22 protein-coding genes and 1 riboswitch are annotated in these 24,673 nt (G+C 37.0%); of the genes, 16 read left to right on the forward strand and 6 right to left on the reverse strand.

The genetic code is table 11. The features are described from left to right. Positions 1-127 precede the first annotated feature (127 nt). Positions 128-192: riboswitch (Fluoride riboswitch) on the forward strand. A 39-nt stretch (positions 193-231) separates the two neighbouring features. Both ACH3PA_RS11865 and ACH3PA_RS11870 read left to right on the forward strand, forming a co-directional pair. Next, the gene (locus ACH3PA_RS11865; protein ID WP_416443953.1) at positions 232-1,536 is read left to right on the forward strand and encodes a voltage-gated chloride channel family protein; all 1,305 of its coding nucleotides are present in this window, start codon (positions 232-234) and stop codon (positions 1,534-1,536) included. Beyond that, positions 1,533-1,877 (forward strand): DUF190 domain-containing protein, encoded by a 345-nt coding sequence (locus tag ACH3PA_RS11870; protein ID WP_416443951.1) that lies wholly within the window; start codon positions 1,533-1,535, stop codon positions 1,875-1,877. Before ACH3PA_RS11865 ends, ACH3PA_RS11870 begins: the two co-directional genes overlap by 4 nt. A 16-nt stretch (positions 1,878-1,893) precedes the next feature. Here ACH3PA_RS11870 and ACH3PA_RS11875 read toward each other — a convergent pair whose 3' ends face one another. From ACH3PA_RS11875 to ACH3PA_RS11895, 5 genes are all read right to left on the reverse strand, one after another. Continuing rightward, entirely contained in the window at positions 1,894-2,229 is a 336-nt protein-coding gene (locus ACH3PA_RS11875) for a hypothetical protein (protein ID WP_416443949.1), read from the reverse strand. 6 nt (positions 2,230-2,235) lie between these two features. After that, entirely contained in the window at positions 2,236-3,114 is an 879-nt protein-coding gene (locus ACH3PA_RS11880; protein WP_416443947.1) for an ester cyclase, read from the reverse strand. Positions 3,115-3,177: 63 nt separating this feature from the next. Continuing rightward, on the reverse strand, positions 3,178-3,699 hold the full coding sequence (locus tag ACH3PA_RS11885) for a nuclear transport factor 2 family protein (protein ID WP_416448186.1): 522 nt from the start codon (positions 3,697-3,699) through the stop codon (positions 3,178-3,180). A gap of 321 nt (positions 3,700-4,020) precedes the next feature. Further along, the gene (locus tag ACH3PA_RS11890; protein ID WP_416443943.1) at positions 4,021-4,494 is read right to left on the reverse strand and encodes a hypothetical protein; all 474 of its coding nucleotides are present in this window, start codon (positions 4,492-4,494) and stop codon (positions 4,021-4,023) included. 110 nt (positions 4,495-4,604) lie between these two features. Continuing rightward, a complete protein-coding gene (locus ACH3PA_RS11895; RefSeq protein ID WP_416443941.1) occupies positions 4,605-5,438 on the reverse strand; it encodes a sugar phosphate isomerase/epimerase family protein in 834 nt (277 codons plus the stop codon). A gap of 406 nt (positions 5,439-5,844) precedes the next feature. Between ACH3PA_RS11895 and ACH3PA_RS11900 the strand changes: the two genes are divergently transcribed. The 8 genes from ACH3PA_RS11900 (at position 5,845) to ACH3PA_RS11935 (ending at position 19,819) form a co-directional block, all read left to right on the forward strand. Continuing rightward, positions 5,845-11,028 carry a gliding motility-associated C-terminal domain-containing protein gene (locus ACH3PA_RS11900; protein WP_416443939.1) on the forward strand — a complete coding sequence of 1,728 codons (5,184 nt, stop codon included), beginning with the start codon at positions 5,845-5,847 and terminating at the stop codon, positions 11,026-11,028. Positions 11,029-11,032: 4 nt separating this feature from the next. Beyond that, the gene (locus ACH3PA_RS11905) at positions 11,033-12,034 is read left to right on the forward strand and encodes a PorP/SprF family type IX secretion system membrane protein (protein ID WP_416443937.1); all 1,002 of its coding nucleotides are present in this window, start codon (positions 11,033-11,035) and stop codon (positions 12,032-12,034) included. A gap of 58 nt (positions 12,035-12,092) precedes the next feature. After that, positions 12,093-12,845 carry a LytR/AlgR family response regulator transcription factor gene (locus tag ACH3PA_RS11910; protein ID WP_416443935.1) on the forward strand — a complete coding sequence of 251 codons (753 nt, stop codon included), beginning with the start codon at positions 12,093-12,095 and terminating at the stop codon, positions 12,843-12,845. Beyond that, positions 12,823-15,801 carry a histidine kinase gene (locus ACH3PA_RS11915; RefSeq protein WP_416448187.1) on the forward strand — a complete coding sequence of 993 codons (2,979 nt, stop codon included), beginning with the start codon at positions 12,823-12,825 and terminating at the stop codon, positions 15,799-15,801. The genes ACH3PA_RS11910 and ACH3PA_RS11915 overlap by 23 nt, the downstream gene beginning before the upstream one ends. A gap of 289 nt (positions 15,802-16,090) precedes the next feature. After that, the gene (locus ACH3PA_RS11920) at positions 16,091-16,507 is read left to right on the forward strand and encodes an OsmC family protein (RefSeq protein ID WP_416448188.1); all 417 of its coding nucleotides are present in this window, start codon (positions 16,091-16,093) and stop codon (positions 16,505-16,507) included. A 171-nt stretch (positions 16,508-16,678) separates the two neighbouring features. After that, positions 16,679-17,296, forward strand: a complete 618-nt coding sequence (gene recR, locus ACH3PA_RS11925; RefSeq protein WP_416443929.1) for a recombination mediator RecR — start codon at positions 16,679-16,681, stop codon at positions 17,294-17,296. Between the two features lies 1 nt (position 17,297). Next, on the forward strand, positions 17,298-18,410 hold the full coding sequence (locus ACH3PA_RS11930) for a glycosyltransferase family 2 protein (protein ID WP_416448189.1): 1,113 nt from the start codon (positions 17,298-17,300) through the stop codon (positions 18,408-18,410). A gap of 80 nt (positions 18,411-18,490) precedes the next feature. Continuing rightward, positions 18,491-19,819, forward strand: a complete 1,329-nt coding sequence (locus ACH3PA_RS11935; protein ID WP_416448190.1) for a dihydrolipoamide acetyltransferase family protein — start codon at positions 18,491-18,493, stop codon at positions 19,817-19,819. Here the strand turns inward: ACH3PA_RS11935 and ACH3PA_RS11940 are convergent. After that, positions 19,816-20,247 (reverse strand): BLUF domain-containing protein, encoded by a 432-nt coding sequence (locus tag ACH3PA_RS11940; protein WP_416443920.1) that lies wholly within the window; start codon positions 20,245-20,247, stop codon positions 19,816-19,818. The two genes, ACH3PA_RS11935 and ACH3PA_RS11940, sit on opposite strands and share 4 nt — an antisense overlap. Before the next feature lie 164 nt (positions 20,248-20,411). On the opposite strand from ACH3PA_RS11940, the gene ACH3PA_RS11945 reads away from it, so the two are divergent. The 6 genes from ACH3PA_RS11945 (at position 20,412) to rpmB (ending at position 24,671) form a co-directional block, all read left to right on the forward strand. After that, a complete protein-coding gene (locus tag ACH3PA_RS11945) occupies positions 20,412-21,188 on the forward strand; it encodes an exonuclease domain-containing protein (protein WP_416443918.1) in 777 nt (258 codons plus the stop codon). Between the two features lie 3 nt (positions 21,189-21,191). Further along, a complete protein-coding gene (locus tag ACH3PA_RS11950; protein WP_416443916.1) occupies positions 21,192-22,142 on the forward strand; it encodes a carboxypeptidase-like regulatory domain-containing protein in 951 nt (316 codons plus the stop codon). A 7-nt stretch (positions 22,143-22,149) separates the two neighbouring features. Then, entirely contained in the window at positions 22,150-22,761 is a 612-nt protein-coding gene (locus ACH3PA_RS11955) for a fumarylacetoacetate hydrolase family protein (RefSeq protein WP_416443914.1), read from the forward strand. A 1-nt stretch (position 22,762) separates the two neighbouring features. Beyond that, entirely contained in the window at positions 22,763-23,104 is a 342-nt protein-coding gene (locus ACH3PA_RS11960) for an Hpt domain-containing protein (RefSeq protein WP_416448191.1), read from the forward strand. After that, entirely contained in the window at positions 23,104-24,351 is a 1,248-nt protein-coding gene (locus ACH3PA_RS11965; protein ID WP_416448192.1) for a competence/damage-inducible protein A, read from the forward strand. Before ACH3PA_RS11960 ends, ACH3PA_RS11965 begins: the two co-directional genes overlap by 1 nt. Positions 24,352-24,431: 80 nt before the next feature. Beyond that, on the forward strand, positions 24,432-24,671 hold the full coding sequence (gene rpmB / locus ACH3PA_RS11970; RefSeq protein ID WP_416443910.1) for a 50S ribosomal protein L28: 240 nt from the start codon (positions 24,432-24,434) through the stop codon (positions 24,669-24,671). The last annotated feature ends 2 nt before the right edge of the window (positions 24,672-24,673 follow it).

Raw genomic sequence — 24,673 nt, forward strand, 5'->3', positions numbered from 1 at the left:
ATGAATAAAATTAAATTTTGAAGTAATGCCGCTTGCGAAATTTATTTCAGTTGAAGAACTTATTTAACCTCAATAATCTGAAAAAGGCGCCTATTCTGAAGTTTTTGAATTTTTATCTTATTTTTGCTGTTCTTTAGGCAATGAGGTCTGCCTTGAACTGTTCTTTTTAGGACTGATGACTTCTACTTTTACTGGCAAATGCCAAGGTAGAACTCATGTATATAAGGCAAAATGGAAATAAAAAAACTTAAAAATTTTCTCACCTCAATAGAGCAATTCCCGTCTCTCATCTATCTTTTTAAATGGATTGCAATTTGTACGCTCATTGGGTTGATCGCGGGTAGTATTTCTGCATTTTTCCTCTTAAGTTTAGAATGGGCGACCAACTGGCGAGAAGCACATTTATGGATCATCGCTTTACTTCCTGTGGGCGGATTTATCATTGGTCTTTCTTATCATCTATATGGCGATAGTGTTGTAAAAGGAAACAATCTCTTACTTGAAGAATTTCATTCTCCTAAAAAAATCATTCCGTTTAGAATGGCGCCGCTGGTTCTTTTCGGAACTATCTTAACGCATTTATTTGGTGGTTCTGCAGGTCGTGAAGGCACTGCAGTACAGGTAGGTGGTGCGGTAGCAGATCGCTTTACTAAACTTTTTAAACTCTCTAACAGAGATCGAAAAATCGTTCTAATTGCCGGTATAAGTGCCGGTTTTGCCTCGGTTTTCGGGACTCCGCTCGCGGGCGGAATTTTTGCGCTTGAGGTTTTGGTATTAGGAAGAATCAGGCTTGATGCCATAATCCCCAGTTTTATAGCGGCAGTTTTAGCTGATTATTTTTGCCAAATGTGGGATGTCTCTCATACACATTATCATATAGATACTGTCGCCGAAATGAATCCTGTAAACTTGTTGTGGGCGCTTCTTGCAGGAATAATTTTCGGTCTGGTTGCGATGCTCTTTTCAAAATCGACGCATTTCTGGAGCAACTTGTTTAAAAAACATATAAAATATCCACCGTTGCGGCCGGTTATTGGCGGGGTTGTTTTGGCAATAGCCATATATAGCATCGGCACAACAAAATACATTGGTTTAGGTTTGCCCACAATTGTAGATTCTTTCGTGATCAATCTCAATTCGTATGATTTCTTGGCAAAACTTCTTTTTACCTCTTTCACTTTGGGCGCTGGTTTTAAAGGCGGTGAAGTGACTCCGTTATTCTATATAGGAGCTACTTTAGGGAATGTGTTGATCTGGTTTATTCCGTTGCCAATGGGTTTGCTTGCCGGGATGGGTTTTGTAGCCGTATTTGCCGGTGCAACTAACACACCTATCGCGTGTACCGTAATGGGAATTGAATTATTTGGTATAGAATCTGGAGTATTTATCGCGCTTGCCTGCAGTGTTTCTTACCTATTTTCAGGACATTCTGGTGTTTATGCCTCGCAGATCATAGGAAGCCCAAAAAACAATACTTACCTGAGAGAAAAAGGACTTCAGCTTTCTGAAATTAAAAATAAAAGGGAGAAAAAATGACGAATTTAATTACGGTGCGAATTTATTTTGAGTACGGTCAAAAAATTAAAAACGTCTCTTTTTGGAAGAAAATAAGTTCGTCAGATTTTGCCACTGAGCTCATTAAAAAGGCAAAAGCTTTTGATCTGGATCAGGCAATCAATTTTAATGTGAGTAAAGGTTATTTTGAAAAAAAGAAAATACACTGGACGAGCGAAACCAGACACTTTAAACATCCTCATGTGGTGGAGCTCACAGACACAGAAGATAAGATCAATGAGTTTTTAAAGCAGGAAAAATCGCTACTTGAAGAAACTAAAATTCTTATCATTAAGAATGAAGTTCTAATAAAAGAATTGTAAGTTTTTGTCCCCGGTTCTAGTAAATAATATTGTCTAATATCCGGTCAATGTTCCTTTCCATCATGGTGAATTTTTCATCGCTCAAAAAAACTTCGTGCATCTCTTTTCTAAGCTTAGATAACTCCATATTAGAATACTCGTGCCAGGCTATATTGTCCTGTATTTTAGCAAGACTGTTTTCTTCATTGTCTTTAGAAATTTCTGTGTAAACTTTTTCAAAAGTGTTAATGTCAATTTTAGATCTTATGAGGTCAATCTCATTTTCACTCTCATATTGATCTGCCTTTGCGCAAAGTAGCAGTATGTATGTTTTTAATTCTTCTTTGGTCCAGTGGTTATTTCCCGTCGTCATAGTCTGCTATTTATTTTCTGCTTCAGCCAGTTTTTTAGTATCTGCATATTGTTGAAAAGCTATAATCTTTCCATCATTTAACGTCCATAAATGGGCTACCTGTGCGTCATAGGCTTTCCCGTTTTTGAGTTTTGCATTGTATCTTAAAGTTGCAAATACCTGATTATTGCTCATTTCATGTAAATCAATATCTGTAAGATTAAAATATTCATGATCTCCACCTATGGGGATAAAAACTCCGTTTAAAACCGCATCAGGACCAATGTAGGGATTTCCGCTTGCGTACCTGTTACCTTCGGCCTCATTCCATTGTATTTTAGGATCCATAGCCCCCAGAACTGAGGGTATATCGCCAGAAGCAAACGATTTGTATAAGTTATCAATTACCTGCATATTTTCAGGATTAGACATAAGGCCTAATTGCTGCAAAAACACTGCATTATCCATAAAATCCTGTTCCTGAGTGATCTTGCCATTTTTCATTTTGACTAAAGTCACGCCTTCAACATCAACCGTTTTTCCTGTAGCGGGAATGCTAAAGAAATCACCACTATGCGTTCCTTTAAAATTCCAGTGTTTTACAATTTTATCACCATCTCCATCTCCAAAAACCTCTACAATGTTAAAAGTTATGTCTGAAAAGCCCGTGAGGTAATTTTGATAATATGTTTTAAAAGCGTCAATCCCCACAATGTTTTCGGGACTTGAAATGAGTGTAACTTCTGGGTCAAAACTTGAATTGTTGATTTTATTAATTTGGCCATCATTAATTATTTCATCCCAAACTGAAGTGTACATTTCTATATTTTTATCAGTAGCACTTTGTTGGGAATACATACTGAAGGAGCACAGGAAAACGAATAGAAATAAAGCTGATTTTTTCATGTTTTAACCGATTTTGTAACTGTTTATGGCGATTTTTTATTGGTCTGGAAACGCTGTTGATGGTTAATCTATTATTGGTTCTGGGACCAGGATTGTATCTTGCATGGTCTGCATGTCTGTGGTAATTTCAGAAATGTCCCAGTAGCCAAATTCTTTTACGATCTTGCCATCAACAAAGCGAGCAGTGATGTGCGCAGGTATCTTGTATTGTTTGTTGTTAGCTTGCAAAGTAGCCTGCCATAATCCCCAGAAATTTACCCAGGTCTCGCCTTTGTCTGTAAGAACCATTTCATATTCTGAATCTTTATCTACAAAGTCCCAATCTCTAAAAATTGAAGCGTCTTCTTTATCCTGATCAACAAGTTGTGAAATAGTGAGTCCGTTCTCTTCGGTAACATTGTTCATGATTTTTGCAGTATCTGCATAATGACTGATCAACTCTTCCCAATCCTGATTTTCATAAGCAGCTATGACCTTTTTGTAAGTGGCTATTTCTGGTGACTGCTGGGTGTAGCGTTCTGGTTTTTTGTCTTCACAGCCTGAGTAAATAAATATTGCGAGTACTAAAAAAATGAGGGTTTTCATAATTGTAAATATTTGTAATTGTTATGAGTGTTTACATTTTGAAAAGCTTGCATGTGCGGAATAATAAATAGGGGAAAAGCTTAATGAACTTGCGGAAAGAGTATAACCTGAAGTAGACGTGATTAAACTGAAAGGCAGAAAATAGTGCATATCCAAATCTTGAATTCATTAAAAACAATGATAAAAAGGGATACTATTTTAGAAGCGAAAAAGGGGAGTTTTTAGTTATTTATCTAAATAACTTGTTAAATATAAGCAATTTATCATTTGGCGTGGTTAAATTATTGAATTTCAGTAATGTATGATTGTATTGTGGATAGTTCAATTTAAAGCCTCAAGTTCTCTTAGGTAATCATACTGCAAATCTTCATGTAGTGCTGCAATCCTTCGGTTAATGAGATCTAACTGGCGATCGTAGAGATTTTTGAGTGTAGTATTGCGCGAAATAGAGGGCTTAAATTCTTGAAGTTTTTCGCAGAAATGCAGTAATAAAATGACCTCTGTTTCTTTATTTCCGCTATAGCGAATGTACTTTTTAGTTTCCCGTAGTATCTTGCGTATGCTTTTTTTGATGTAGTAGTAGTTTTTGCTTGTTATGGCCGAAAATTGGTCATTTATTTCCGATTTTATTATCTCAATATAACCTTCTTCATGATCTGCCTCAAAGAGCAAATAGGTTAGCAGTTCTTTATTTTCTTTCTTAAATTTTGATAAGCGTAAAACCAGTTCTACAAGTTCTTCCTGTGAACGATGTTTAAGATCTTTTTTAATTATTGCGACAGAGGCTGCTTTCATCACTGCAATTTAAATAAAGTAGGGCTGGGAATTTTAAAAATAAAAACGGGATGAACTTCTTCACCCCGTTTTCGCCTGTAAACAGGCATGTTCCTGACTATTTAATTGAATTACATCTGCTTTAAATAATCAAGATTGTATTGCATACTGTCAAAAGGATTGTCTGCATATTCTTCCTGTTCTATAAAAATGTATTTTAAACCAGATTCTTTTTTATGGTCTAAAATATCTGCAAGCGGCAAGCCGCCTTTACCAAATTCTGTACTTTCTTTTTTGGCCAGATCCATATCTTTTAAGTGCCACAGCGGGAAACGTCCCTCATAGCGGTTAAAATAATCCATCGGGTCATTGCCCGAAGCCACGACCCAGCCCAGATCAAGTTCCATATGTACAAGGTCTGCATCTGTATTGTCGAGCAGTACGTCGTAAAGTACTTTGCCATCAACTTTGTCAAACTCGTAATTGTGGTTGTGATAACCAAATTTGAGTCCACGATCTTTACATTGTTTTCCCGCTTTATTAAAAGCTTCAGCTACTTTTTTATAATTATCAATTGTCTGTCCTTCAGACGGCATAGTAGAAACAATTAAATAATCCTGACCAGAATCAACAGCCTGCTGCATGGTGTCTTCCCAATTTTCGTCCATATGCACATGCCCGCTTTTAAGGGTCATACCCAGATCTTTGCAAACCTGTTTCATTTCTTTGGGGGTGAGCCCATAATAATTTCCTTTTTGGCTTCTTGCGCTTTCTATTTGTGTAATACCTAAGATGGCAATTTTCTCAAGTGTGCCTCTTGCATCTGCCTGCATAGCATCTCTAAATGTATAGAGTTGTACGCCCAGATCTTTTTCTGTGCGACTTGTAAATGAAAAAGAGGGTAGAATTAAAGTGCCCATGGCTACTGCACCTGTCTGGGCTAAAAAGTTTCTTCTGGTTGTCATTTATGTTTATTTAGGTTGGTTGGTATTGAATTATCGAAAAAAATACCTTTCTAAATTACGAATATCTTATTTCAGAAAAAAAAGTAATTTCATGAATAACAATGAATTCAACAGCTAAAGTTTCATTTAAATTTAATTATTATGATTTGTGGACATTTAATTCTTAAGCGAGAGGCTTTTAATTCGCAGTGTTAAAAATCAATATTTATGATTTTTAGCTAGGTTTTAAGTTATAAAAGTGAGATTTTGCCATGAATAAAATTATGTTAAAAAATAAATACAGTACGTCAGTTACATTAGAAGATGAACAGTTAATATTTAAAGAAATAACATAAGATATTTAATGATAATAATAGTTGTAATTAAATTACGCTAGAACTTCTTCCCGCAAAATTGAAAATACCCCATGCAAAAATTTTGCTTTCTTGTTTTAATAGCTGGCTTATTAGGCTTGAGTCTTTTTACCGGTAATCGGGGGAGAAGATTAGACTTAGGTCGCTCTTCTGCTGAAGATCTCTCTTTTTTAGTAAATCCAGATTTTCTCTTACCTACTGCAACCATAAGTGGGAGCACAAGTCTTTGCCAGAATGATTCACCAGATCCAGAAGTTACTTTTACAGGTGCAGCAGGAAGCTCACCATATACTTTTACTTATTCTGTAAATGGTGGTGCCCCTGAGACAATAACATCTGCTGTAGGATCAGATTCTGCGGTATTGCCGGTTAATAGTGCTCTTTCAGGAACCTATATATATGAACTTCTAAATGTAATTGATGATGCTGGTGATTCTCAAAATCAAAGTGGCACAGTAACTATTAGCATAGAAGAAAAACCTATTTTTACTGAGCAACCTCAATCTCAGGCTATTTGTGGTAGTAATAGCGACGATTTAGAAGATCTGACAGTTGCCTATGATACATCAACAGGTACTCCTTCTTACCAGTGGTACATGAATAATATAGATGATAATACATCAGGTACTCTTATAGCGGGAGCTACTTCTGCAAGCTATACCCCCAGTGCAATTGAAGGAACTGTTTATTATTACTGCATTATTAATTTTACTCCTACTAGTTGTTCTCCCTTAATTTCTGATGTAGCCTCTATAAATGCACAACAAGTAGCAGATATTGGTTTTGAACGCATGGAAGTTTGTTCAGGAGAAACATTTATAAATATCCCTTTGAATCAGGATGGCAGTGCACCACCGCCTGTAACTCTTTACACATGGGATTTGCCTTTTGTTACTCCAATAGGAACGGTCACAGGAGCGACCGCAGAGACGACGCCTCAAGCAGAATTTAGTCAGACCTTGACTAATATCAATCCTACAGGAAATTCAAGTGTTCTTGTCTACACGATTATTCCCTATACTAATGGATGTGCAGGACCCTCATTCTTTAGAGAAGTAACTGTTTTGGCTAAGATTGACATAAATGAGGTTGTAACAAATATTAGCTGTTTTGGCGTAAAGGACGGTTCAATAGAGACAACCGTGACTGGTGGTCAACCGGGCAGTACCGGTTATACCTACAGTTGGACAGGCCCCAACGGATTTTCAGCCTCCACAGCCGATATTTCAAGCTTGGAAGCAGGTATTTATGATCTCGAAGTTATGGATGATGTGGGCTGTACAACAACTGCAAGTTACACGATTACCGAACCAGCTGAATTAGTGCTTGCAGCGGATTTAGAAACAGATGTTAGCTGTTTTGAAGCTGCAGATGGAAGTATAGCCATTACCGCCACCGGCGGAACCGGAACTTATACCTATTCCTGGACTAAGGACGGAGCCGCTTTTTCCACTTCGGAAGATCTAACTAATCTGGAACCTGGGGTTTATGAAGTTATGGTAACTGATGATAATGGTTGTGGTCCACAAACCCTTTCGTTCACCATCGATGCACCTACTGAAATAGAAATTGCATTAACCACACAAACCCATGTCTCATGCTTTGGGAATTCCACCGGAAGTCTGGATATTGAGGTTAGCGGTGGTCAACCGGGCAGTACCGGTTATACCTACAGTTGGACAGGCCCCAACGGATTTTCAGCCTCCACAGCCGATATTTCAAGCTTGGAAGCAGGTATTTATGATCTCGAAGTCACCGATAATGCGGGCTGTACGGCTACGGCAAGTTATACGATAATAGAGCCTGCTGAATTAGTGCTTGCAGCGGATTTAGAAACAGATGTAAGCTGTTTTGAAGCTGCAGATGGAAGTATAGCCATTACCGCCACCGGCGGAACCGGAACTTATACCTATTCCTGGACTAAGGACGGAGCCGCTTTTTCCACTTCGGAAGATCTAACTAATCTGGAACCTGGGGTTTATGAAGTTATGGTAACTGATGATAATGGTTGTGACCCACAAACCCTTTCGTTCACCATCGATGCACCTACTGAAATAGAAATTGCATTAACCACACAAACCGATGTCTCATGCTTTGGGAATTCCACCGGAAGTCTGGATATTGAGGTTAGCGGTGGTCAACCGGGCATTACCGGTTATACCTACAGTTGGATAGGCCCCAACGGATTTTCAGCCTCCACAGCCGATATTTCAAGCTTGGAAGCAGGTATTTATGATCTCGAAGTCACCGATGATACAGGTTGTTCAACAACTGCAAGTTACACGATTACCGAACCAGCTGAATTAGTACTTGCAGCGGATTTAGAAACAGATGTAAGCTGTTTTGAAGCTGCAGATGGAAGTATAGCCATTACCGCCACCGGCGGAACCGGAACATACATGTACTCCTGGACCAAAGATGGAGCCGCTTTTTCCACTTCGGAAGATCTAACTAATCTGGAACCTGGGGTTTATGAAGTTATGGTAACTGATGATAATGGTTGTGGTCCACAAACCCTTTCGTTCACCATCGATGCACCTACTGAAATAGAAATTGCATTAACCACACAAACCGATGTCGCATGTTTTGGCAATTCCACCGGAAGTCTGGATATTGAGGTCAGCGGTGGTCAACCGGGCATTACCGGTTATACCTACAGTTGGATAGGCCCCAACGGATTTTCAGCCTCCACAGCCAATATTTCAAGCTTGGAAGCAGGTATTTATGATCTCGAAGTTATGGATGATGTGGGCTGTACAACAACGGCAAGTTACACGATTACCGAACCAGCTGAATTAGTGCTTGCAGCGGATTTAGAAACAGATGTAAGCTGTTTTGAAGCTGCAGATGGAAGTATAGCCATTACCGCCACCGGCGGAACCGGAACATACATGTACTCCTGGACCAAAGATGGAGCCGCTTTTTCCACTTCGGAAGATCTAACTAATCTGGAACCTGGGGTTTATGAAGTTATGGTAACTGATGATAATGGTTGTGGTCCACAAACCCTTTCGTTCACCATCGATGCACCTACTGAAATAGAAATTGCATTAACCACACAAACCGATGTCGCATGTTTTGGCAATTCCACCGGAAGTCTGGATATTGAGGTCAGCGGTGGTCAACCGGGCATTACCGGTTATACCTACAGTTGGATAGGCCCCAACGGATTTTCAGCCTCCACAGCCAATATTTCAAGCTTGGAAGCAGGTATTTATGATCTCGAAGTTATGGATGATGTGGGCTGTACAACAACGGCAAGTTACACGATTACCGAACCAGCTGAATTAGTGCTTGCAGCGGATTTAGAAACAGATGTTAGCTGCTTTGAAGCTGCAGATGGAAGTATAGCCATTACCGCCACGGGCGGAACCGGAACTTATACCTATTCCTGGACTAAGGACGGAGCGGCTTTTTCCACTTCGGAAGATCTAACTAATCTGGAACCGGGGGTTTATGAAGTTATGGTAACTGATGATAATGGTTGTGGCCCACAAACCCTTTCGTTCACCATCGATGCACCTACTGAAATAGAAATTGCATTAACCACACAAACCGATGTCGCATGTTTTGGCAATTCCACCGGAAGTCTGAATATTGAGGTCAGCGGTGGTCAACCCGGCAGTACCGGTTATACCTACAGTTGGACAGGCCCTAACGGATTTTCAGCCTCCACAGCCGATATTTCAAGCTTGGAAGCAGGTATTTATGATCTCGAAGTTATGGATGATGCAGGTTGTACAACAACTGCAAGTTACACGATAATAGAGCCTGCTGAATTAATACTAATTATTGAGAGAACTCCAATTAGCTGCTATGGTAGTAATGACGCTACTATAACTTTAAATATAACAGGCGGAACAGCGCCTTACTCTGTAGAAAGCGAACTAGGCACAGATTTATATTACGAAAATTTACTACCAGGCCAATATAATTTTACAGTAACTGATAGTGCTGGCTGCCAAATTGATGAGCAGGTATTAATTTCTGAAGCAAATGTTTTTACAATTGATCCTGTTATTAGAGATGTGACATGTAACGGGGCAAATGATGGAAATATACAATTGAATATTACAGGAGGCGAACAGCCACTTTCAATTATTTGGGATGATAGTGCCGAAACAGGAGATGTACGTGAGAATCTTGCAGCCGGAGGTTATAAAGTAACAGTTATGGATGCCGGAGGATGTCAAATTTCAGCTTTATTTACCATTGAAGAATCTGATGTTTTAAGTGTGAATGGAACTGTAACATCAATTCCAGCTTGCAATGTAGAAAAAGGTGGGGATGTTATATTAGATATGGCTGGGGGTACAGAGCCTTACACTTATCATTGGTCTAATGGAAATACTGCGAAAGATCTTATGGAAGTACCTGCGGGAAATTACATAGTTAATGTTACAGATGCTGCAGGATGTGAAGTTAGCGATTCTTTTACTATTGAAGTCCTGACACCTTTAGTTTTAAATGTTCAGACTGATACGTCATATGATTGTAATAATAACATGATTGTACAGAATTTTCAGGCAGAGGTGAGTGGTGGTACTGAGCCATATGATTTTGCATGGTCTTCTGGTGATGTGAGGGGAGATAATGACGAAATTATGTCAACTATTCAAAATGGTGAAATATTTCTTGAAGTCACAGATGGTAATGGATGTTCTGCTATTTATACTTATATGGTTGATTTGCCAGAAATAGGAGAAGCTTCCTTTGATTTAGATTCTGAAAGTTATAGAAATACCGATTCTTTTTCGATTAATGATCCTATACAGTTCACAAATACTTCATCTGGCGATTATATAGAAGTGTACTGGAATTTTGGTGATGGAACTTTTTCAAATCAAGATAATCCATCTCATATATATGCTAATGAAGAAAGCTATGAGGTAATACAAAGTGTTACTTATTCTTCAGGATGTATTAAAACATATAGCTATACTATAAACCTCAATAACAGCTATAATATAATTATTCCTAATGCATTTACACCTAATGGTGATGGGATGAATGATTATTTCGCCCCCGTTTATAGAGGTCTTACAACTATTACTCTGAATATATATGATACCTGGGGGAGCATGATTTATTCTGAAACAGGTTCTGATCTACAGGGTTGGGATGGCAATATTAAAGGCAATGAAGCTGAAAATGGCAATTATTATTACACTGTGACTGGAATGACTATAACAGGTGTAGAGGTGGAAGAAGGGGGAGTGTTTAAGTGTATTAAATAAGAATATGAACTATAAATATATCTTACTTTTTCTTCTGGGGTGCAGTTTTTCAAAAATGAGTGCTCAGGACCCTGTATTCACACAATACTTCCTCATTCCTGAATCTTTAAATCCCGGCTTCAGTGGATTTTTAGAAACTACTTATGTGGGCGTCATTCATAGAACCCAGTGGCCAGCGCTAGATCTTAGAGTTGATACAGAATATGGTTTTGTGAATACTTGGTTACCCACTGTGCATAGCGGGGTAGGAGTGAGTGTGCTTAATCACCGAGAGAATGGGTCAGGCTATAGCCTTTCTGAAGTAATGGCAAATTATGCCTATCGTGTTCAAATAAGTGATAACTGGTATTTTAGACCAGCAATCGAAATAGGGTTTGGGCAAAAGAGCTTTGGTTTTCAAAACTTGCTTTTACAAGATCAGATCAATGTTTTTTCAGGAACTATTAATCCCAATTCACTAGATACAGCAATTCTTAAAGATAAAGTGAATTATTTTGATTTTACGGCAGGGATGGTATTGCAGAATGATGAGGCATGGGTTGGCTTATCACTTAAGCATCTTAACAGACCCGACATATCTTTTACAGAAGAAGGAAATGTTCCTTTAAATATGTTTTTGTCCTTAAGCGCAGGATATGAATTCTTAATTGCTGATTATATAGATATAAGAACGTTTCCTTTTAAGACTAAGATGTTAATCACTTCAAATTACATGCAACAAGGAGCATATAATAGATTAGATATTGGCGCATCTCTATTGTTTCAGAAAATATTTCTTGGAGCAACAGCTGTTACTAATCCTTCTAAAAATGATCAAAGTAGCCAGTTACTAACCTCTGTAAATTTATTTACAGGATTGCAGTTAGATAGTTTTAGGTTGGGATTGTCTTATGATTTAAATACAACGCAAATAGGAAGAACGGGAGGGATTTATGAACTTTCATTGACTTACCAATTCAATATGGACTCAAGATGTTTTGGATGTCCTAATTATTTGGTTAAATAATATTAGTTATGTTTAGTACAAATAAAAGCAATATTATTGCTTATCTGATACCTTGTAAATGATAAAAGTTATAATCATTGATGATGAATCTAACGCAAGAGATTTACTACAAAAAACGATAGATAAATATTTTAAAAATAAATTTTATGTGGTTGCCAAATGTGATTCTGTAAAAACCGGTGTTACTGCAATACGAGAGTTTGAGCCAGAACTGGTCTTTCTTGACATACAAATGCCCGAAGAAAATGGTTTTGAGTTATTTAAACATATTCAAAATGTAACTTTTGAGGTCGTTTTTACCACAGCTTACAATCACTTTGCAATAAAAGCGATAAAATGCAGTGCTCTTGATTATTTGCTTAAACCAATTAATTACCTTGATTTAAGTTCGGCTTTAAACAAGTTTGAAAAACGAAGCAACAATAATTACGTTCAGAAAAAATTGATGCTTCTGCTCGAAAATATAAACGTAGATAATGTAAATGGTCATAAGATAGCTTTCCCTACATCAGAAGGTTTTGAATTAATTCATACTAACCAGATCTTATACTGCAAAGCAGATAGTAATTACTGCCTGATTAAAAGTATTGACGAGAGTAACAAAACCATATCTAAAACTCTTAAAAGCGTAGAAGAACTATTGCCTGAAAAATTATTTAAGCGCATACATAAGTCTTATGTGATAAATCTCAATTACATTGTGCGCTACTACAAATCTGATAAAGAAGTTGAACTTACAAACGGTGAAAAATTACCTGTCTCATTTAGAAAGGAAGAAGAATTTTTAAATGCGATCATTCAACATAACTAGATTTTTAATACTTCTTATTTTATGTAGCCATATACTGTGGTCGCAAAAATACCCGAGTACTCACTTTTCTACCCTAGACAAATTACCTAACAACACCATACGAGCCCTTCTTGTAGATAGCAGTGGCTTTTTATGGATTGGTACAGATAATGGTCTGGTAAAGAAAGAGAATAACGTTTTTACTTCCTTTTTTGAAGAAAACGGGCTCGCCATGAACAATACATGGGCGATTGCAGAAGATATTAATAATAATATATGGGCAGGGAGTTACGGTGCCGGCCTGAGTATATATGATGGTACAAACTTTTGGAATTTAAATAAGGATGACGGGCTCATAAATAATGAGATCACCAAGCTGCATCAGCATAATAACTTGATGTATGTAGGCAGCAGTGACGGTGTTTCTGTTATTGATGTAGATAATCTAAAAATTATTTCGGCAAAGCCAAATATCAAGCAGCCATACCGGGTGACTTCTTTTTTTGAATATAAAGGAGAAGTGTATTGCACAAGTTATAATACTGGTGCGCATCAGGTGGTTGTAAAAGGTGATAGCCTGCAATTAGTTCCGCTGGCAGATAAAAGCATAAACTACTTTTCTTTTATAGACGGGGATACAATTTACAATAGCCGGAAAGAATATTTTACAAAAACACCACTAACTAAATATTTAAAAGATTCAACGCTACAGCATGGTCTGGGAGCATCTATGATCTGGGATTATGTAAAAACAGGGGATGATAGAATTTTTGCTGCTGCATGGGGAATCTATTCTAATGATGGCGGAGTATACGAGATTGTGAACAATGAGCTCTCCTGCATGAAGTCTGAATTTGATATCCCCAGCAGAGAAGTGATCAGTCTGGCATACAATGACGAGTTGCAACGCCTGTATGTGGGTACAAGAGATAGCGGTTTGTATGAAGTAGATGTGACGGGAAATATACTTTTTACACCTGTAAGCGGTAAAACGATTATCGATTTTGCTCAACTTAACGATATAGATGCAACGCTATACAATGCTTCGCTTTCGCTGAAAAGCAAACATCAACAGATTGAAGTGAGTACCTCTCAGTTTAAGAATTGGGAAGAAAAATACCTGCATAAAAAACACCTGCCTTTACCCAAAAAGGGCGATAATTTTTATGAATTAGATTATAAAACGCCGGCTGAGGATATCAAGTTCTACGATATTAAAACTGATGGATCTTCATTCTGGATTAACAGCAATGTGGGTTTATATGTTTTAGACACCATAGGGAAATTGAAACAATATTTACCCATACATTCTGAAGAGATAAATTTTACATCAACCGGGAATCTCATAGAAACAAATCCTTATGGCGGAGTCAGGATTTTTGATGATATAGCTTCTTTTAAGTACAAATACTATGCTGATACCTTAGCCACGACACCTACAATGGTCGTTAATAGCCTTAAAAAAGGCGAAAAAACATATTTTTTGTCCGTTTTTTCAGGATTATATACATGGGAAGAAGATGGTTTTAAATCATATTTAAAAGATAGTATTTGGGATGAGGAGAAACTGAGACACATCACTCCTTTGGGGTCTCATCTTGCAATCTCTAATGAATTTGGCGATATTTTTATTGTTGATGATTCTGCTGATTTTAAGGTTGTCAATAAAATTTCGCGTTCCCATATTAATGGGAATACCATCAATTTTCTCAATCAGTACCGGGGTTATCTAATCATAGGCACAGATAAAGGTCTTACGCTTTATAAAGACGGTAAATACATAATAACAGACAAGGAGCACGGTCTAAAGACACCCTTAAAAGCGGCAGTAGTTGATGGTAAATATCTTTATGTAGGGAGTGAAGGAGGGCGTTACGACATAAATCTTGATTTTTTAATTAACTGCAAAGACAGGCTTCAAAGCATTAATCTCACATCAATATCTATTAATGGCGAAGAAATAGCGCCAGAAGATATATTTAAAAATGGGAAGGCGATTCTTGATCATGATGATAATACGTTGTTGATCAAATACAATACTAACCAACACAGGTATCCTAATAAGATGCTTTATCAGTATAGAATCAATCCGCAGCGGGACTGGAGCACGGTTTCTTCACAACCAGAAATCTATCTGGCTTACTTACCGCCCGCCAATTATGAATTAGAGGTAAAAATACTTGATCAAAGTACTGGTATATATTTTCAGGATAAGCTAATTAGTATTCAAATTAACCCACCGTTCTGGAAGCGATGGTGGTTCATTATACCGGCTATACTCTTAATTGCTTCTATAATATATCTTATTTATCGGCGTGAATTGCATAAAAATCGGGAGTTTGAGGCCGAAAAACGCATGATATTAAAGCGGGTAGAAGAGACTAAGATGGAGGCGCTTTTGGCACAAATGAATCCGCATTTTATATTTAATGCGATGAATTCTATTCAAAATTATATCATAGATAGTGATATAGATAATGCGTCTATTTTCTTAAGCGACTTTTCAAAATTGATACGTATAAATCTTGATCATTGTACACGCGCTCATATTCTTCTTATTGAAGAGATAGAATATTTAAAAGCGTTTGTACGTGTTGAGAATACCAGATTTAATGAGAAGGTAAACATAGATTTTAGAATTGATCCTACAATTGATATTTATGATGTAGAGATCCCGTCAATGATCATACAACCATTTGTAGAAAATGTTTTTGTTCACGCATTTCCACCTTGTGTAGCGCAGCCACAATTGACGATCACTTTTTCAATGGCAGAAGCATGTAAGCTGCAGTGCACCATAGCAGATAATGGTGTAGGAATATCTACAAACACAAATGGCAGTTTACATAAGTCTAAAGGGATTAAACTGGTAAAAGAACGATTAAAATTATTAGATTATGATGTGGGAAAAGCGCTTTCTATCACGTCTAATAAGAAGGGAACAGCAGTTACTATAACGTTTTCATTAGAACGGTAAAATGCTAAAGTCATACGGTAACTAAATCAGCTAAAACCATAGAAAGGTTAATTCTATATTTACAGTAATTATAGGTTTTTGAGGGGGAATCTTATAATTGTTCAAGAATACCTCAAATTAAATTTTGAGGTATTTTTTTGTTTAAAATCTTCTTACATCCTCTTATTTGTGCTTTTCTATTTTCAGCTCTTCTTACCATTTTATCTTATTGTAAATAAAACATAAATAGTTGCTCACCTGCGTTGTAATAAATAGCTTTATTACCATTTAAGTAATAAAACGCAAAACCATGAAATTTAATAGAAAAGCATCAGCTAACTGGAAGGGAACAGGTAAAGAAGGAAAAGGTTCTATCACAACAGAGAGTAAATCACTCGATACAACACAATATTCTTTTAAAACACGATTTGAAGAAGGTGTGGGCACAAATCCTGAAGAACTCATAGGTGCTGCACATGCGGGATGTTTTACTATGCAACTTAGCTTTTTGCTTACAGAAGAGGGTTTTACTCCTACAAATCTGGATACAGAAGCAAAAGTTACTTTTGAAGACGGCAGTATTACTAAAGTAGAACTTACACTAACCGGCGAAGTAGAAGGTATAGATAAAGAGAAGTTTATCGAGATTGCAACTAAATCTAAAGAAATCTGCCCTATCTCTAAGTTGCTTAATACAGAGATCACGCTAGACGCAACTTTAAAATAAAATACATATAATTTGTAATTCATTAACCAGGAGGTTTTTAAGTAAATCTACCTGGTTTTTGGGTTTTACGGCCCATTTTTAGCTTTCGCGAAAAGCATACACGTGTAAATTACTGATTATACGGCTGTTTCAATAAAATATTTCTACAAGGTAATTTTGTATTTTTGAATCATGGAATTTTCTTCAAAACTTCTTGAAAGCGCCGTTTATGAAATGTCGCAATTACCGGGTATTGGTAAGCGTACAGCTTTACGACTGGTGTTGCATTTATTAAGACAATCAGAATCACAAACCACACATCTCGCTCAGGCGCTGGTCAATTTGCGTACAGAGATCAAGTTTTGTAAAAACTGCCACAATATTTCAGATGTAGAATTGTGTGAAATCTGTGCAAACCCAAATAGGGACTCTAGTTTGGTTTGTGTTGTAGAAGATGTTAGAGACGTTATGGCTATAGAAAATACCAGCCAGTATCGAGGGCATTATCATGTTTTAGGAGGTAAAATCTCCCCTATGGACGGTATTGGCCCCAATGACCTAACCATTCACTCTTTAGTAGAGAAAGCTAAAAAAGGAGAAATAGAAGAAGTGATTTTTGCACTCAGCTCTACGATGGAAGGTGATACGACAAACTTTTATATTTTTAGACAACTTGAACCACTATCGGTTAAAATGTCTACAATTGCTCGCGGTATAGCAGTAGGTGATGAGCTGGAATACGCAGATGAAGTAACCCTGGGAAGAAGCATACTTAACCGTATTCCTTTTGAGAATTCACTAAAAAACTAGCGTGCGTCTTTCTATAATCATTCTTAACTACAACGTTCAATATTATCTTGAACTTTGTTTGCAATCTGTTTTTAAAGCTGTTGACGATATCGATGCAGAAATAATAGTTGTAGACAATGCATCTTCAGATGCGAGTTCGGCAATGATAAAAGAACGATTTCCGCAGGTAAAATTTATTCAGAACGCAAAAAACATTGGATTTTCAAAAGGTAATAATCTGGGGGTAAAACATGCAAGCGGTGATTATATCTGCATTTTAAATCCCGATACCGTTTTACCTGAAGACTGCTTTAAAAAAGTGCTAGCTTTTATAGAAGAGCAAAAAAATCCCGGGGCTGTAGGCATAAAATTAATAGATGGCAGCGGTAATTTTCTGCCAGAAAGCAAGCGTAATTTACCGGTGCCGCGTGTTGCTCTTGATAAAATCATCGGCAAAAAAGAGAATTATTATGTCAACGCCCTAGGCCAGAATGAGACCGGGGAAGTGCCTGTTTTAGTAGGCGCTTTTATGGTCATGCAAAAAAGTGTTTTTGATAAATTAAAAGGTTTTGATGAGGATTACTTTATGTATGGTGAGGATATTGATCTTTCATACCGTTTGCAAAAGGCGGGTTATGTAAATTATTATTTGGGTAATGTCACAGCAATTCATTTTAAAGGAGAAAGCACAAGGCGAAATAAAGAATACGCACGTCAATTTTATGGGGCAATGCTTATTTTTTATAAAAAGCACTTTGGCAAAAACCGTATAAGTGAATCTGTGGTAGAGAATATTATCAAATTAGCCACTTTAAAAGGAAGGACGGTTGCTAACAATAAGACAGAATCTCCAGAAAGTGCTATACTTTTTACTGAAAATGAATGTTTAGAAAAAGAACTTCAGCAAAAACTGAGTTTAAATTTGGAAACAAGACCGATAATTGACTGTTTTGAGCAGGTTTTTACTAAAAAACAGCTGATTTTTGATTGTGATAATTTGAGCTTTGTAGAAATAATTGACATACTACAAAAGTTAAAAAACAGACAAAACAGTTATAGATTTCGCCCATCGGGTTGTAAATTTATTGTGGGCAGCGACAGTAAAGACCGTCAGGGTGAAGTGATTTCGTATTAAGAGAGAAAATCAGAAGTCAATTAGCTTAATATTCATTAATTTCGCAAAATATAAACCAGAAAACCATTTTACTTAAGAATATGGCAAAATTTGAATTAAAATTACCAAAAATGGGAGAGAGCGTTGCAGAAGCAACCTTAACTAGCTGGCTTAAAGAAGTTGGTGATACTATTGAGGCAGATGAGCCGGTGGTAGAGATCGCGACAGATAAGGTAGACAGTGAAGTGCCAAGTGAGGTAGAAGGTATTTTAATTGAAAAGTTTTTTGACGTAGACGATGTTGTAAAAGTGGGGCAGACCATTGCCATTATTGATATGGATGGAGACGATTCTGATGAAGATAATGCAGAAAATGAAGAAGTCATGCATTCATCTGAACCAGAAGAGGAGGCTGTAATTGCAGTAGAAGAAACTATTTCAAACGCAAAATCCTCTGTAACTAATGAGCCAATCACAAATGATGGTGACAGATTTTATTCACCACTGGTTAAAAATATAGCACAAAAAGAAAATATCTCTCAAGAAGAACTAGATCATATAACCGGCTCTGGTTTAGAGGGGCGCGTTACTAAAGATGACATTCTTGCATACGTTGCTAAGAGATCAAACGGGCAGGAAAAAGTAAGTACCGCAACTAAGTCCTCAGCTAGTAATACAGCACAGAAGCCTGTTGTCTCTGCAACTCCCATTAGCGTAAATGGCGGAGATGAGATTATAGAAATGACCCGTATGGGGAAACTCATTTCTAAGCATATGGTAAATTCTATGCAGACTTCTGTTCACGTACAGTCATTTATAGAAGTAGATGTTACTAATATCTGGAACTGGCGTAATAGAGTTAAGAATGAATTTCAGAAAAGGGAAGGTGAAAAAATAACTTTTACTCCCATTTTCATGGAAGCTGTCGCGAAAACTATACGCGAATTCCCAATGATAAATATTGCCGTAGAAGGCGACAAGGTTATAAAACGTAAGAATATCAACTTAGGTATGGCTGCTGCTTTACCAGATGGTAACCTAATTGTTCCGGTAATTAAAAATGCAGATCTTTTAAATTTAGTAGGTATGACTAAAGCTGTAAACGATCTTGCAACTCGCGCGCGTACAGGTAAACTTAAGCCAGATGAAACGCAGGATGGTACTTATACTGTGACTAATGTAGGAACCTTTGGTAGTGTTATGGGAACTCCCATCATTAATCAGCCACAGGTGGGTATCTTAGCTTTAGGAGCGATAAGAAAAGTTCCTGCTGTTATAGAAACTCCAGAGGGTGATTTTATAGGTATACGTCATAAAATGTTTTTATCACACTCGTACGATCACCGTGTGGTAAATGGGGCATTGGGCGGCCAATTTGTTCAGCGCGTTGCGCAGTATCTTGAGGCGTGGGACGTGAACAGAGAAGTTTAATCCTGTATTTCTCTCACAAAATTCTGAAGCAAGCCTAATACAGGAAATGCTTCAGTATCTTCATTAAGTTGGTAGTTAAAAAGTAAATTGATGTCAAAAGGCCAGTACCCGCTTAGGGTATTGCAGTAATCATCATTCATTTTTTTAAAGGCCATTCCCCAAGAATGAAAAAAACGTTTTAGGTATACTCCTTCTGATATAAGAAGAATATCTGTATGTCTGGGATCCTTCTGTATTTTGCTGTAAACCCTGTCAACATGCTCTACAGGACCCTCCATATATTGCACAAAATTGCCGGCTATATGAACCAATAGGCCGGTTATCTCATTTTGATCATTATACTTTCGTGAAGACTTAAGAAGATTAGTTAGTTCATCGTCAGTCATATGGAAGCTCTGTTTACTAAGGTAAGCTATGTATTTATGCATAATTCTGAAAATGAAATAATTAAATTCAAATATACATCTTAATTATATCTAAAACAATATGTATTATTTTAAATAATTAGGCAGATATTTGCGACGGTAAAAAAATAGATGAAAACCTGATTTCATTGAAGTAAGTACTATTTTTGCGGAATTAAACAGCAGACATGAATTTAAATCTTACGCGCCCCATTTGTTTTTTTGATCTTGAAACAACGGGTATAGATGTGGCAAGAGACCGCATAGTTGAAATTTCAGTATTAAAAGTACATCCTAACGGTAAGGAAGAAAAACATACCTGGCTTGTAAATCCTACAATTCCTATTCCAGCAGAAACAACCGCGGTTCACGGCATAAGTGATGCTGATGTGGCAGATAAACCAACGTTTAAAGAATTATCTTCAGAAATTTATAATCTTATAAAAGATTCAGATCTGGCAGGTTATAATTCAAATAGATTTGATATTCCTTTATTGGCTGAAGAAATGTTACGCGCAGAGGTAGATTTTGATATGGGCAACAGACACGCTGTTGATGTGCAGACAATTTTCCATAAAATGGAACAACGCACTTTAGCCGCAGCTTTTAAGTTTTATTGTGACAGTATTTTAGAAGATGCTCATAGCGCCGAAGCTGATACTATAGCAACTTATGAGGTTTTAAAGGCGCAACTTGATAGGTATGAGGATTTAGAAAATAATATGAAAAGTCTTGCTGAATTTAGTGCGCGTAAAAAATGTGCTGATTTTGCCGGCTTTATAGCTTTTAATAAACAAGGTGAAGAGATTTTCTCTTTTGGCAAACATAAAGGTAAACTGGTAGATGAAGTTCTTGATAAAGAACCAGGGTATTATGGCTGGATTCAGAATGCAGATTTTCCGCTTTATACAAAAAAGGTGCTTACAGCAATAAAACTGCGTAAGCTGAATAATAAACTATCCTAAAAAATGCGTTTATCTGGCCTGATAATTATTCTATTTTTTTTATGTAATACGGTTGCAGGGCAGAATGTAGACGTGACAGGGCAGATTTTTGATAAGAATACTCATGAGCCATTATCATTTGTAAATCTCATTCTGGTTGATAAAAAAATGGGATCTTCTACAGATGAATTGGGCAATTATAAGTTTGCGATAGACGAGGGTTTACTTGATGAAAAAATTGCCATAAGTTATGTGGGATATAATAAAGTTATAGTAAAGGTAAGAGAGTTAGTAGATGCAGAATTAAAACTTCAGCCCAAAACAGAAGAATTAAATTCGGTTCAACTTTATGCACTTCAAAATAAGCATCGGGTACGTTTAAATCCTTTTAGACGGAAGGAAATTATAGGTATAGGTAATTTTAGTGGTGGCAGCTACCCATCAACTGTAGCAAGATATTATAAAAAGCCTGATGAATTTAAAAAGGGATGCTTTATTAAAAAGGTAGAGATCTCCTTTTTTGCTACAGTTGAGCAGATTTACAAACCTGCAAAATTTAGAATTAGGATTCTGGGAGTGAATGAGGATGGAATGCCTGGTGAAGATCTTCTGAATACTGATCTTATTGTTCAAAAATCAGAAAGTGATTTTAGGGAAATTCTGGATCTTTTACCGTACAAAATAAATGTTCCTAACGACGGTTTTTATATAGCTGCAGAACATCTTTTTATAGAAGAGAATGAGTACCAGGAGACAACAAATTACAGGATCAACGATACATTGATTTACGACAATGTAACGTTAACGAGGTATGCGCCAATTTTTAAAGGTGTTCTGGAAGACAGAGAAGGTGCAGAAGACTGTTATTATAAATCTATTAAAGGGTGGAAGCAAATGGGGAATTTAGATATTTCAAATAAAGCTTTGAATAACAAAATCCCTTCTCCTGCCTTTATAGTAACGCTAACAGAGTAATTAATTTATGAAGATAATTTGCATAGGGCGCAATTATTCAGCGCATATCAAAGAACTGGAGAGTAAAACTCCGGAAGAGCCGGTTTTTTTCTTAAAGCCCGACTCCGCAGTTTTGTTAAGTCAGCATCCTTTTGTGATTCCAGAATTTAGTAAGGAAGTGCATTATGAGGTTGAGGTTTTGGTAAAAATCAATAAATTGGGCAAATATATTCAGCCTAAATTTGCTCATAAATATTACGATAAAATAGGTCTGGGGATCGATTTTACCGCACGTGACCTACAACGTAAATGTAAAGAAGCAGGTTTGCCATGGGAAATGGCTAAAGCATTTGATGGGGCAGCGGTAATAGGAGATTGGGTCTCTAAAGAAGAATTAGGTGATATCAATGATCTAAATTTTTCTTTAGAGAAAAATGATGAGCAGGTACAGAAAGGTAATACAAATAATATGCTTTTTAAAATTGATGAGCTTATAGCGTATGTCTCTCAATTTATGACGTTAAAAATAGGAGATGTAATTTTTACAGGTACTCCAGAAGGAGTAGGGCCTGTAGCAATTGATGACAAATTAACAGGATATTTATCAGGCAGACAGATGTTTGCTATTAATATAAAATAGGATGCCCAAACACTACGATTTATACCAGCTGGAAGATATGGCCGGCGGTGACAAAGAATTTATGACCACGGTGGTAGAAACTTTTTTAACTGAGATCCCACCAGATTTACAAAGCATGCAAACCGCAATAGATAATGATAATCATCGCATGGCATACCAGTTTGCACATAAGATGAAGCCTAATCTTGAAATGTTTGGTATTGACCTTATACGTGAGATTTCTGCTATGGAGAGATGGTCAGATACTAATAAGCCTACATCATTTATTAGACCTCAGTTAGAGATTATAGTCACTTCAATAAACAATGCGATTGCAGAGATGAAGAAAGACTGGAAGATGTAATGCGAGCACATATTATTACTATAGGCGATGAAATACTCATCGGGCAAATAATAGATACTAACACCTCGTTCATCGCTAAAGAACTTGATAAAATAGGTGTTGAAGTTAAAAAGACTACTTCTATTCCTGATGAAAAAGAGGAGATATTAGAGGCGCTCGATTTTGCCTCAAAAAATGCCGATATTGTGCTTGTAACGGGAGGTTTAGGGCCTACTAAAGATGATGTTACAAAGCATACCTTTTGTGAATTTTTTAATGACACCCTTGTTGAAAATAAAGATGTCTTAAAGAATATTGAAGATCTTTTTAAGCATCATGTCAAGAAGCCTATGTTGCCTGCTAATAAAGCGCAGGCTTTAGTTCCTACTAAAGCAACTGTACTAATGAATAAGTATGGCACAGCGCCGGGAATGTGGTTAAAGTACGATGAGACCGTTTTTATTTCTATGCCCGGGGTGCCTTTTGAGATGAAAGCTTTGATGACAGATGAGGTCATTCCCAGATTGCAAAAAGAGTTTAACAGGCCCTTTATTTTGCATAGGACCCTGCATACTTACGGCAAAGGTGAAAGCGAGATAGCTGCAACAATAGAAGAATGGGAAAACAATTTGCCTAAAACCATTAAGCTGGCGTATCTGCCATCGCTGGGCAAAGTGCGCTTGCGTTTATCTACAAAGGGTAATGATCTTAAAAATTTAGAAGCGGCTATTGATAGTGAGGTAATTAAGCTAAAAGAGCTAATAGGCGATATTATTTATGGGTATGAAGATGACCAGCCCTTAGAACATGTAGTGGCAGAATTGCTTAAAAGAAAAGGGGAAACACTGGCTGTGGCCGAAAGTTTTACTGGTGGTCAAATTGCTACCGCCTTTACAGCAGCACCTGGCGCATCAAAATTCTTTAAAGGGGGAATTGTCTCTTACGCTACTGCTTCAAAAATTGATGTTCTAAATGTTGATAAGGCGTTAGTAGATAAATATTCTGTGGTAAGCGCTCCGGTAGCAGAGGCAATGGCTTTAGGAGCCCAGAAATTATTCAGTGCAGATTATACTATTTCAACAACCGGGAATGCCGGGCCCACAAAGGGAGACAGTGATGCCGCAATAGGAACTGTTTTTATAAGTATAGGCACTCCGCATGAGATTTTTACCCATGAATTTCATATGGGTAATCACAGAGAACGTGTTCTTACAAAGAGCGTGAATAAGGCTTTAGAATTATTACAAAAAGAAATTTTAAAAAACTAGGCAATTATATTGCTCAACTTATTAAAGTTGTGTAAATTTGCACCCTGTTTTTAGATAACACAATACAAAAGAGTAGAATCATGTCAAGAGTTTGTGAGCTTACCGGCAAAAAAGCGATGGTTGGAAACAACGTATCGCATGCAATGAATAAGACTAAGCGTAAATTTAACGCTAATTTGCTAAAGAAACGTTTTTATATTCCTGAAGAAGATAAGTGGGTAACGCTTAAGGTGTCTACAGCCGCTCTTAAGACAATAAACAAAAAGGGAATCTCTGCTGTTCTTAAAGAAGCACGTGAAAAAGGTTTCCTTACTAAATAATA

The sequence above is a fragment of the Leeuwenhoekiella sp. A2 genome (assembly GCF_047946655.1).
Classification (GTDB): domain Bacteria; phylum Bacteroidota; class Bacteroidia; order Flavobacteriales; family Flavobacteriaceae; genus Leeuwenhoekiella.

What these genes read in the sequence shown, in the direction of transcription:
- ACH3PA_RS11865 (WP_416443953.1), top strand. Translation starts at nt 232, where the DNA reads ATGGAAATAAAAAAACTTAAAAATTTTCTCACCTCAATAGAGCAATTC.
- ACH3PA_RS11870 (WP_416443951.1), top strand. Translation starts at nt 1,533, where the DNA reads ATGACGAATTTAATTACGGTGCGAATTTATTTTGAGTACGGTCAAAAA.
- ACH3PA_RS11875 (WP_416443949.1), bottom strand. Translation starts at nt 2,229, where the DNA reads ATGACGACGGGAAATAACCACTGGACCAAAGAAGAATTAAAAACATAC.
- ACH3PA_RS11880 (WP_416443947.1), bottom strand. Translation starts at nt 3,114, where the DNA reads ATGAAAAAATCAGCTTTATTTCTATTCGTTTTCCTGTGCTCCTTCAGT.
- ACH3PA_RS11885 (WP_416448186.1), bottom strand. Translation starts at nt 3,699, where the DNA reads ATGAAAACCCTCATTTTTTTAGTACTCGCAATATTTATTTACTCAGGC.
- ACH3PA_RS11890 (WP_416443943.1), bottom strand. Translation starts at nt 4,494, where the DNA reads ATGAAAGCAGCCTCTGTCGCAATAATTAAAAAAGATCTTAAACATCGT.
- ACH3PA_RS11895 (WP_416443941.1), bottom strand. Translation starts at nt 5,438, where the DNA reads ATGACAACCAGAAGAAACTTTTTAGCCCAGACAGGTGCAGTAGCCATG.
- ACH3PA_RS11900 (WP_416443939.1), top strand. Translation starts at nt 5,845, where the DNA reads ATGCAAAAATTTTGCTTTCTTGTTTTAATAGCTGGCTTATTAGGCTTG.
- ACH3PA_RS11905 (WP_416443937.1), top strand. Translation starts at nt 11,033, where the DNA reads ATGAACTATAAATATATCTTACTTTTTCTTCTGGGGTGCAGTTTTTCA.
- ACH3PA_RS11910 (WP_416443935.1), top strand. Translation starts at nt 12,093, where the DNA reads ATGATAAAAGTTATAATCATTGATGATGAATCTAACGCAAGAGATTTA.
- ACH3PA_RS11915 (WP_416448187.1), top strand. Translation starts at nt 12,823, where the DNA reads ATGCGATCATTCAACATAACTAGATTTTTAATACTTCTTATTTTATGT.
- ACH3PA_RS11920 (WP_416448188.1), top strand. Translation starts at nt 16,091, where the DNA reads ATGAAATTTAATAGAAAAGCATCAGCTAACTGGAAGGGAACAGGTAAA.
- recR (WP_416443929.1), top strand. Translation starts at nt 16,679, where the DNA reads ATGGAATTTTCTTCAAAACTTCTTGAAAGCGCCGTTTATGAAATGTCG.
- ACH3PA_RS11935 (WP_416448190.1), top strand. Translation starts at nt 18,491, where the DNA reads ATGGCAAAATTTGAATTAAAATTACCAAAAATGGGAGAGAGCGTTGCA.
- ACH3PA_RS11940 (WP_416443920.1), bottom strand. Translation starts at nt 20,247, where the DNA reads ATGCATAAATACATAGCTTACCTTAGTAAACAGAGCTTCCATATGACT.
- ACH3PA_RS11945 (WP_416443918.1), top strand. Translation starts at nt 20,412, where the DNA reads ATGAATTTAAATCTTACGCGCCCCATTTGTTTTTTTGATCTTGAAACA.
- ACH3PA_RS11950 (WP_416443916.1), top strand. Translation starts at nt 21,192, where the DNA reads ATGCGTTTATCTGGCCTGATAATTATTCTATTTTTTTTATGTAATACG.
- ACH3PA_RS11955 (WP_416443914.1), top strand. Translation starts at nt 22,150, where the DNA reads ATGAAGATAATTTGCATAGGGCGCAATTATTCAGCGCATATCAAAGAA.
- ACH3PA_RS11960 (WP_416448191.1), top strand. Translation starts at nt 22,763, where the DNA reads ATGCCCAAACACTACGATTTATACCAGCTGGAAGATATGGCCGGCGGT.
- ACH3PA_RS11965 (WP_416448192.1), top strand. Translation starts at nt 23,104, where the DNA reads ATGCGAGCACATATTATTACTATAGGCGATGAAATACTCATCGGGCAA.
- rpmB (WP_416443910.1), top strand. Translation starts at nt 24,432, where the DNA reads ATGTCAAGAGTTTGTGAGCTTACCGGCAAAAAAGCGATGGTTGGAAAC.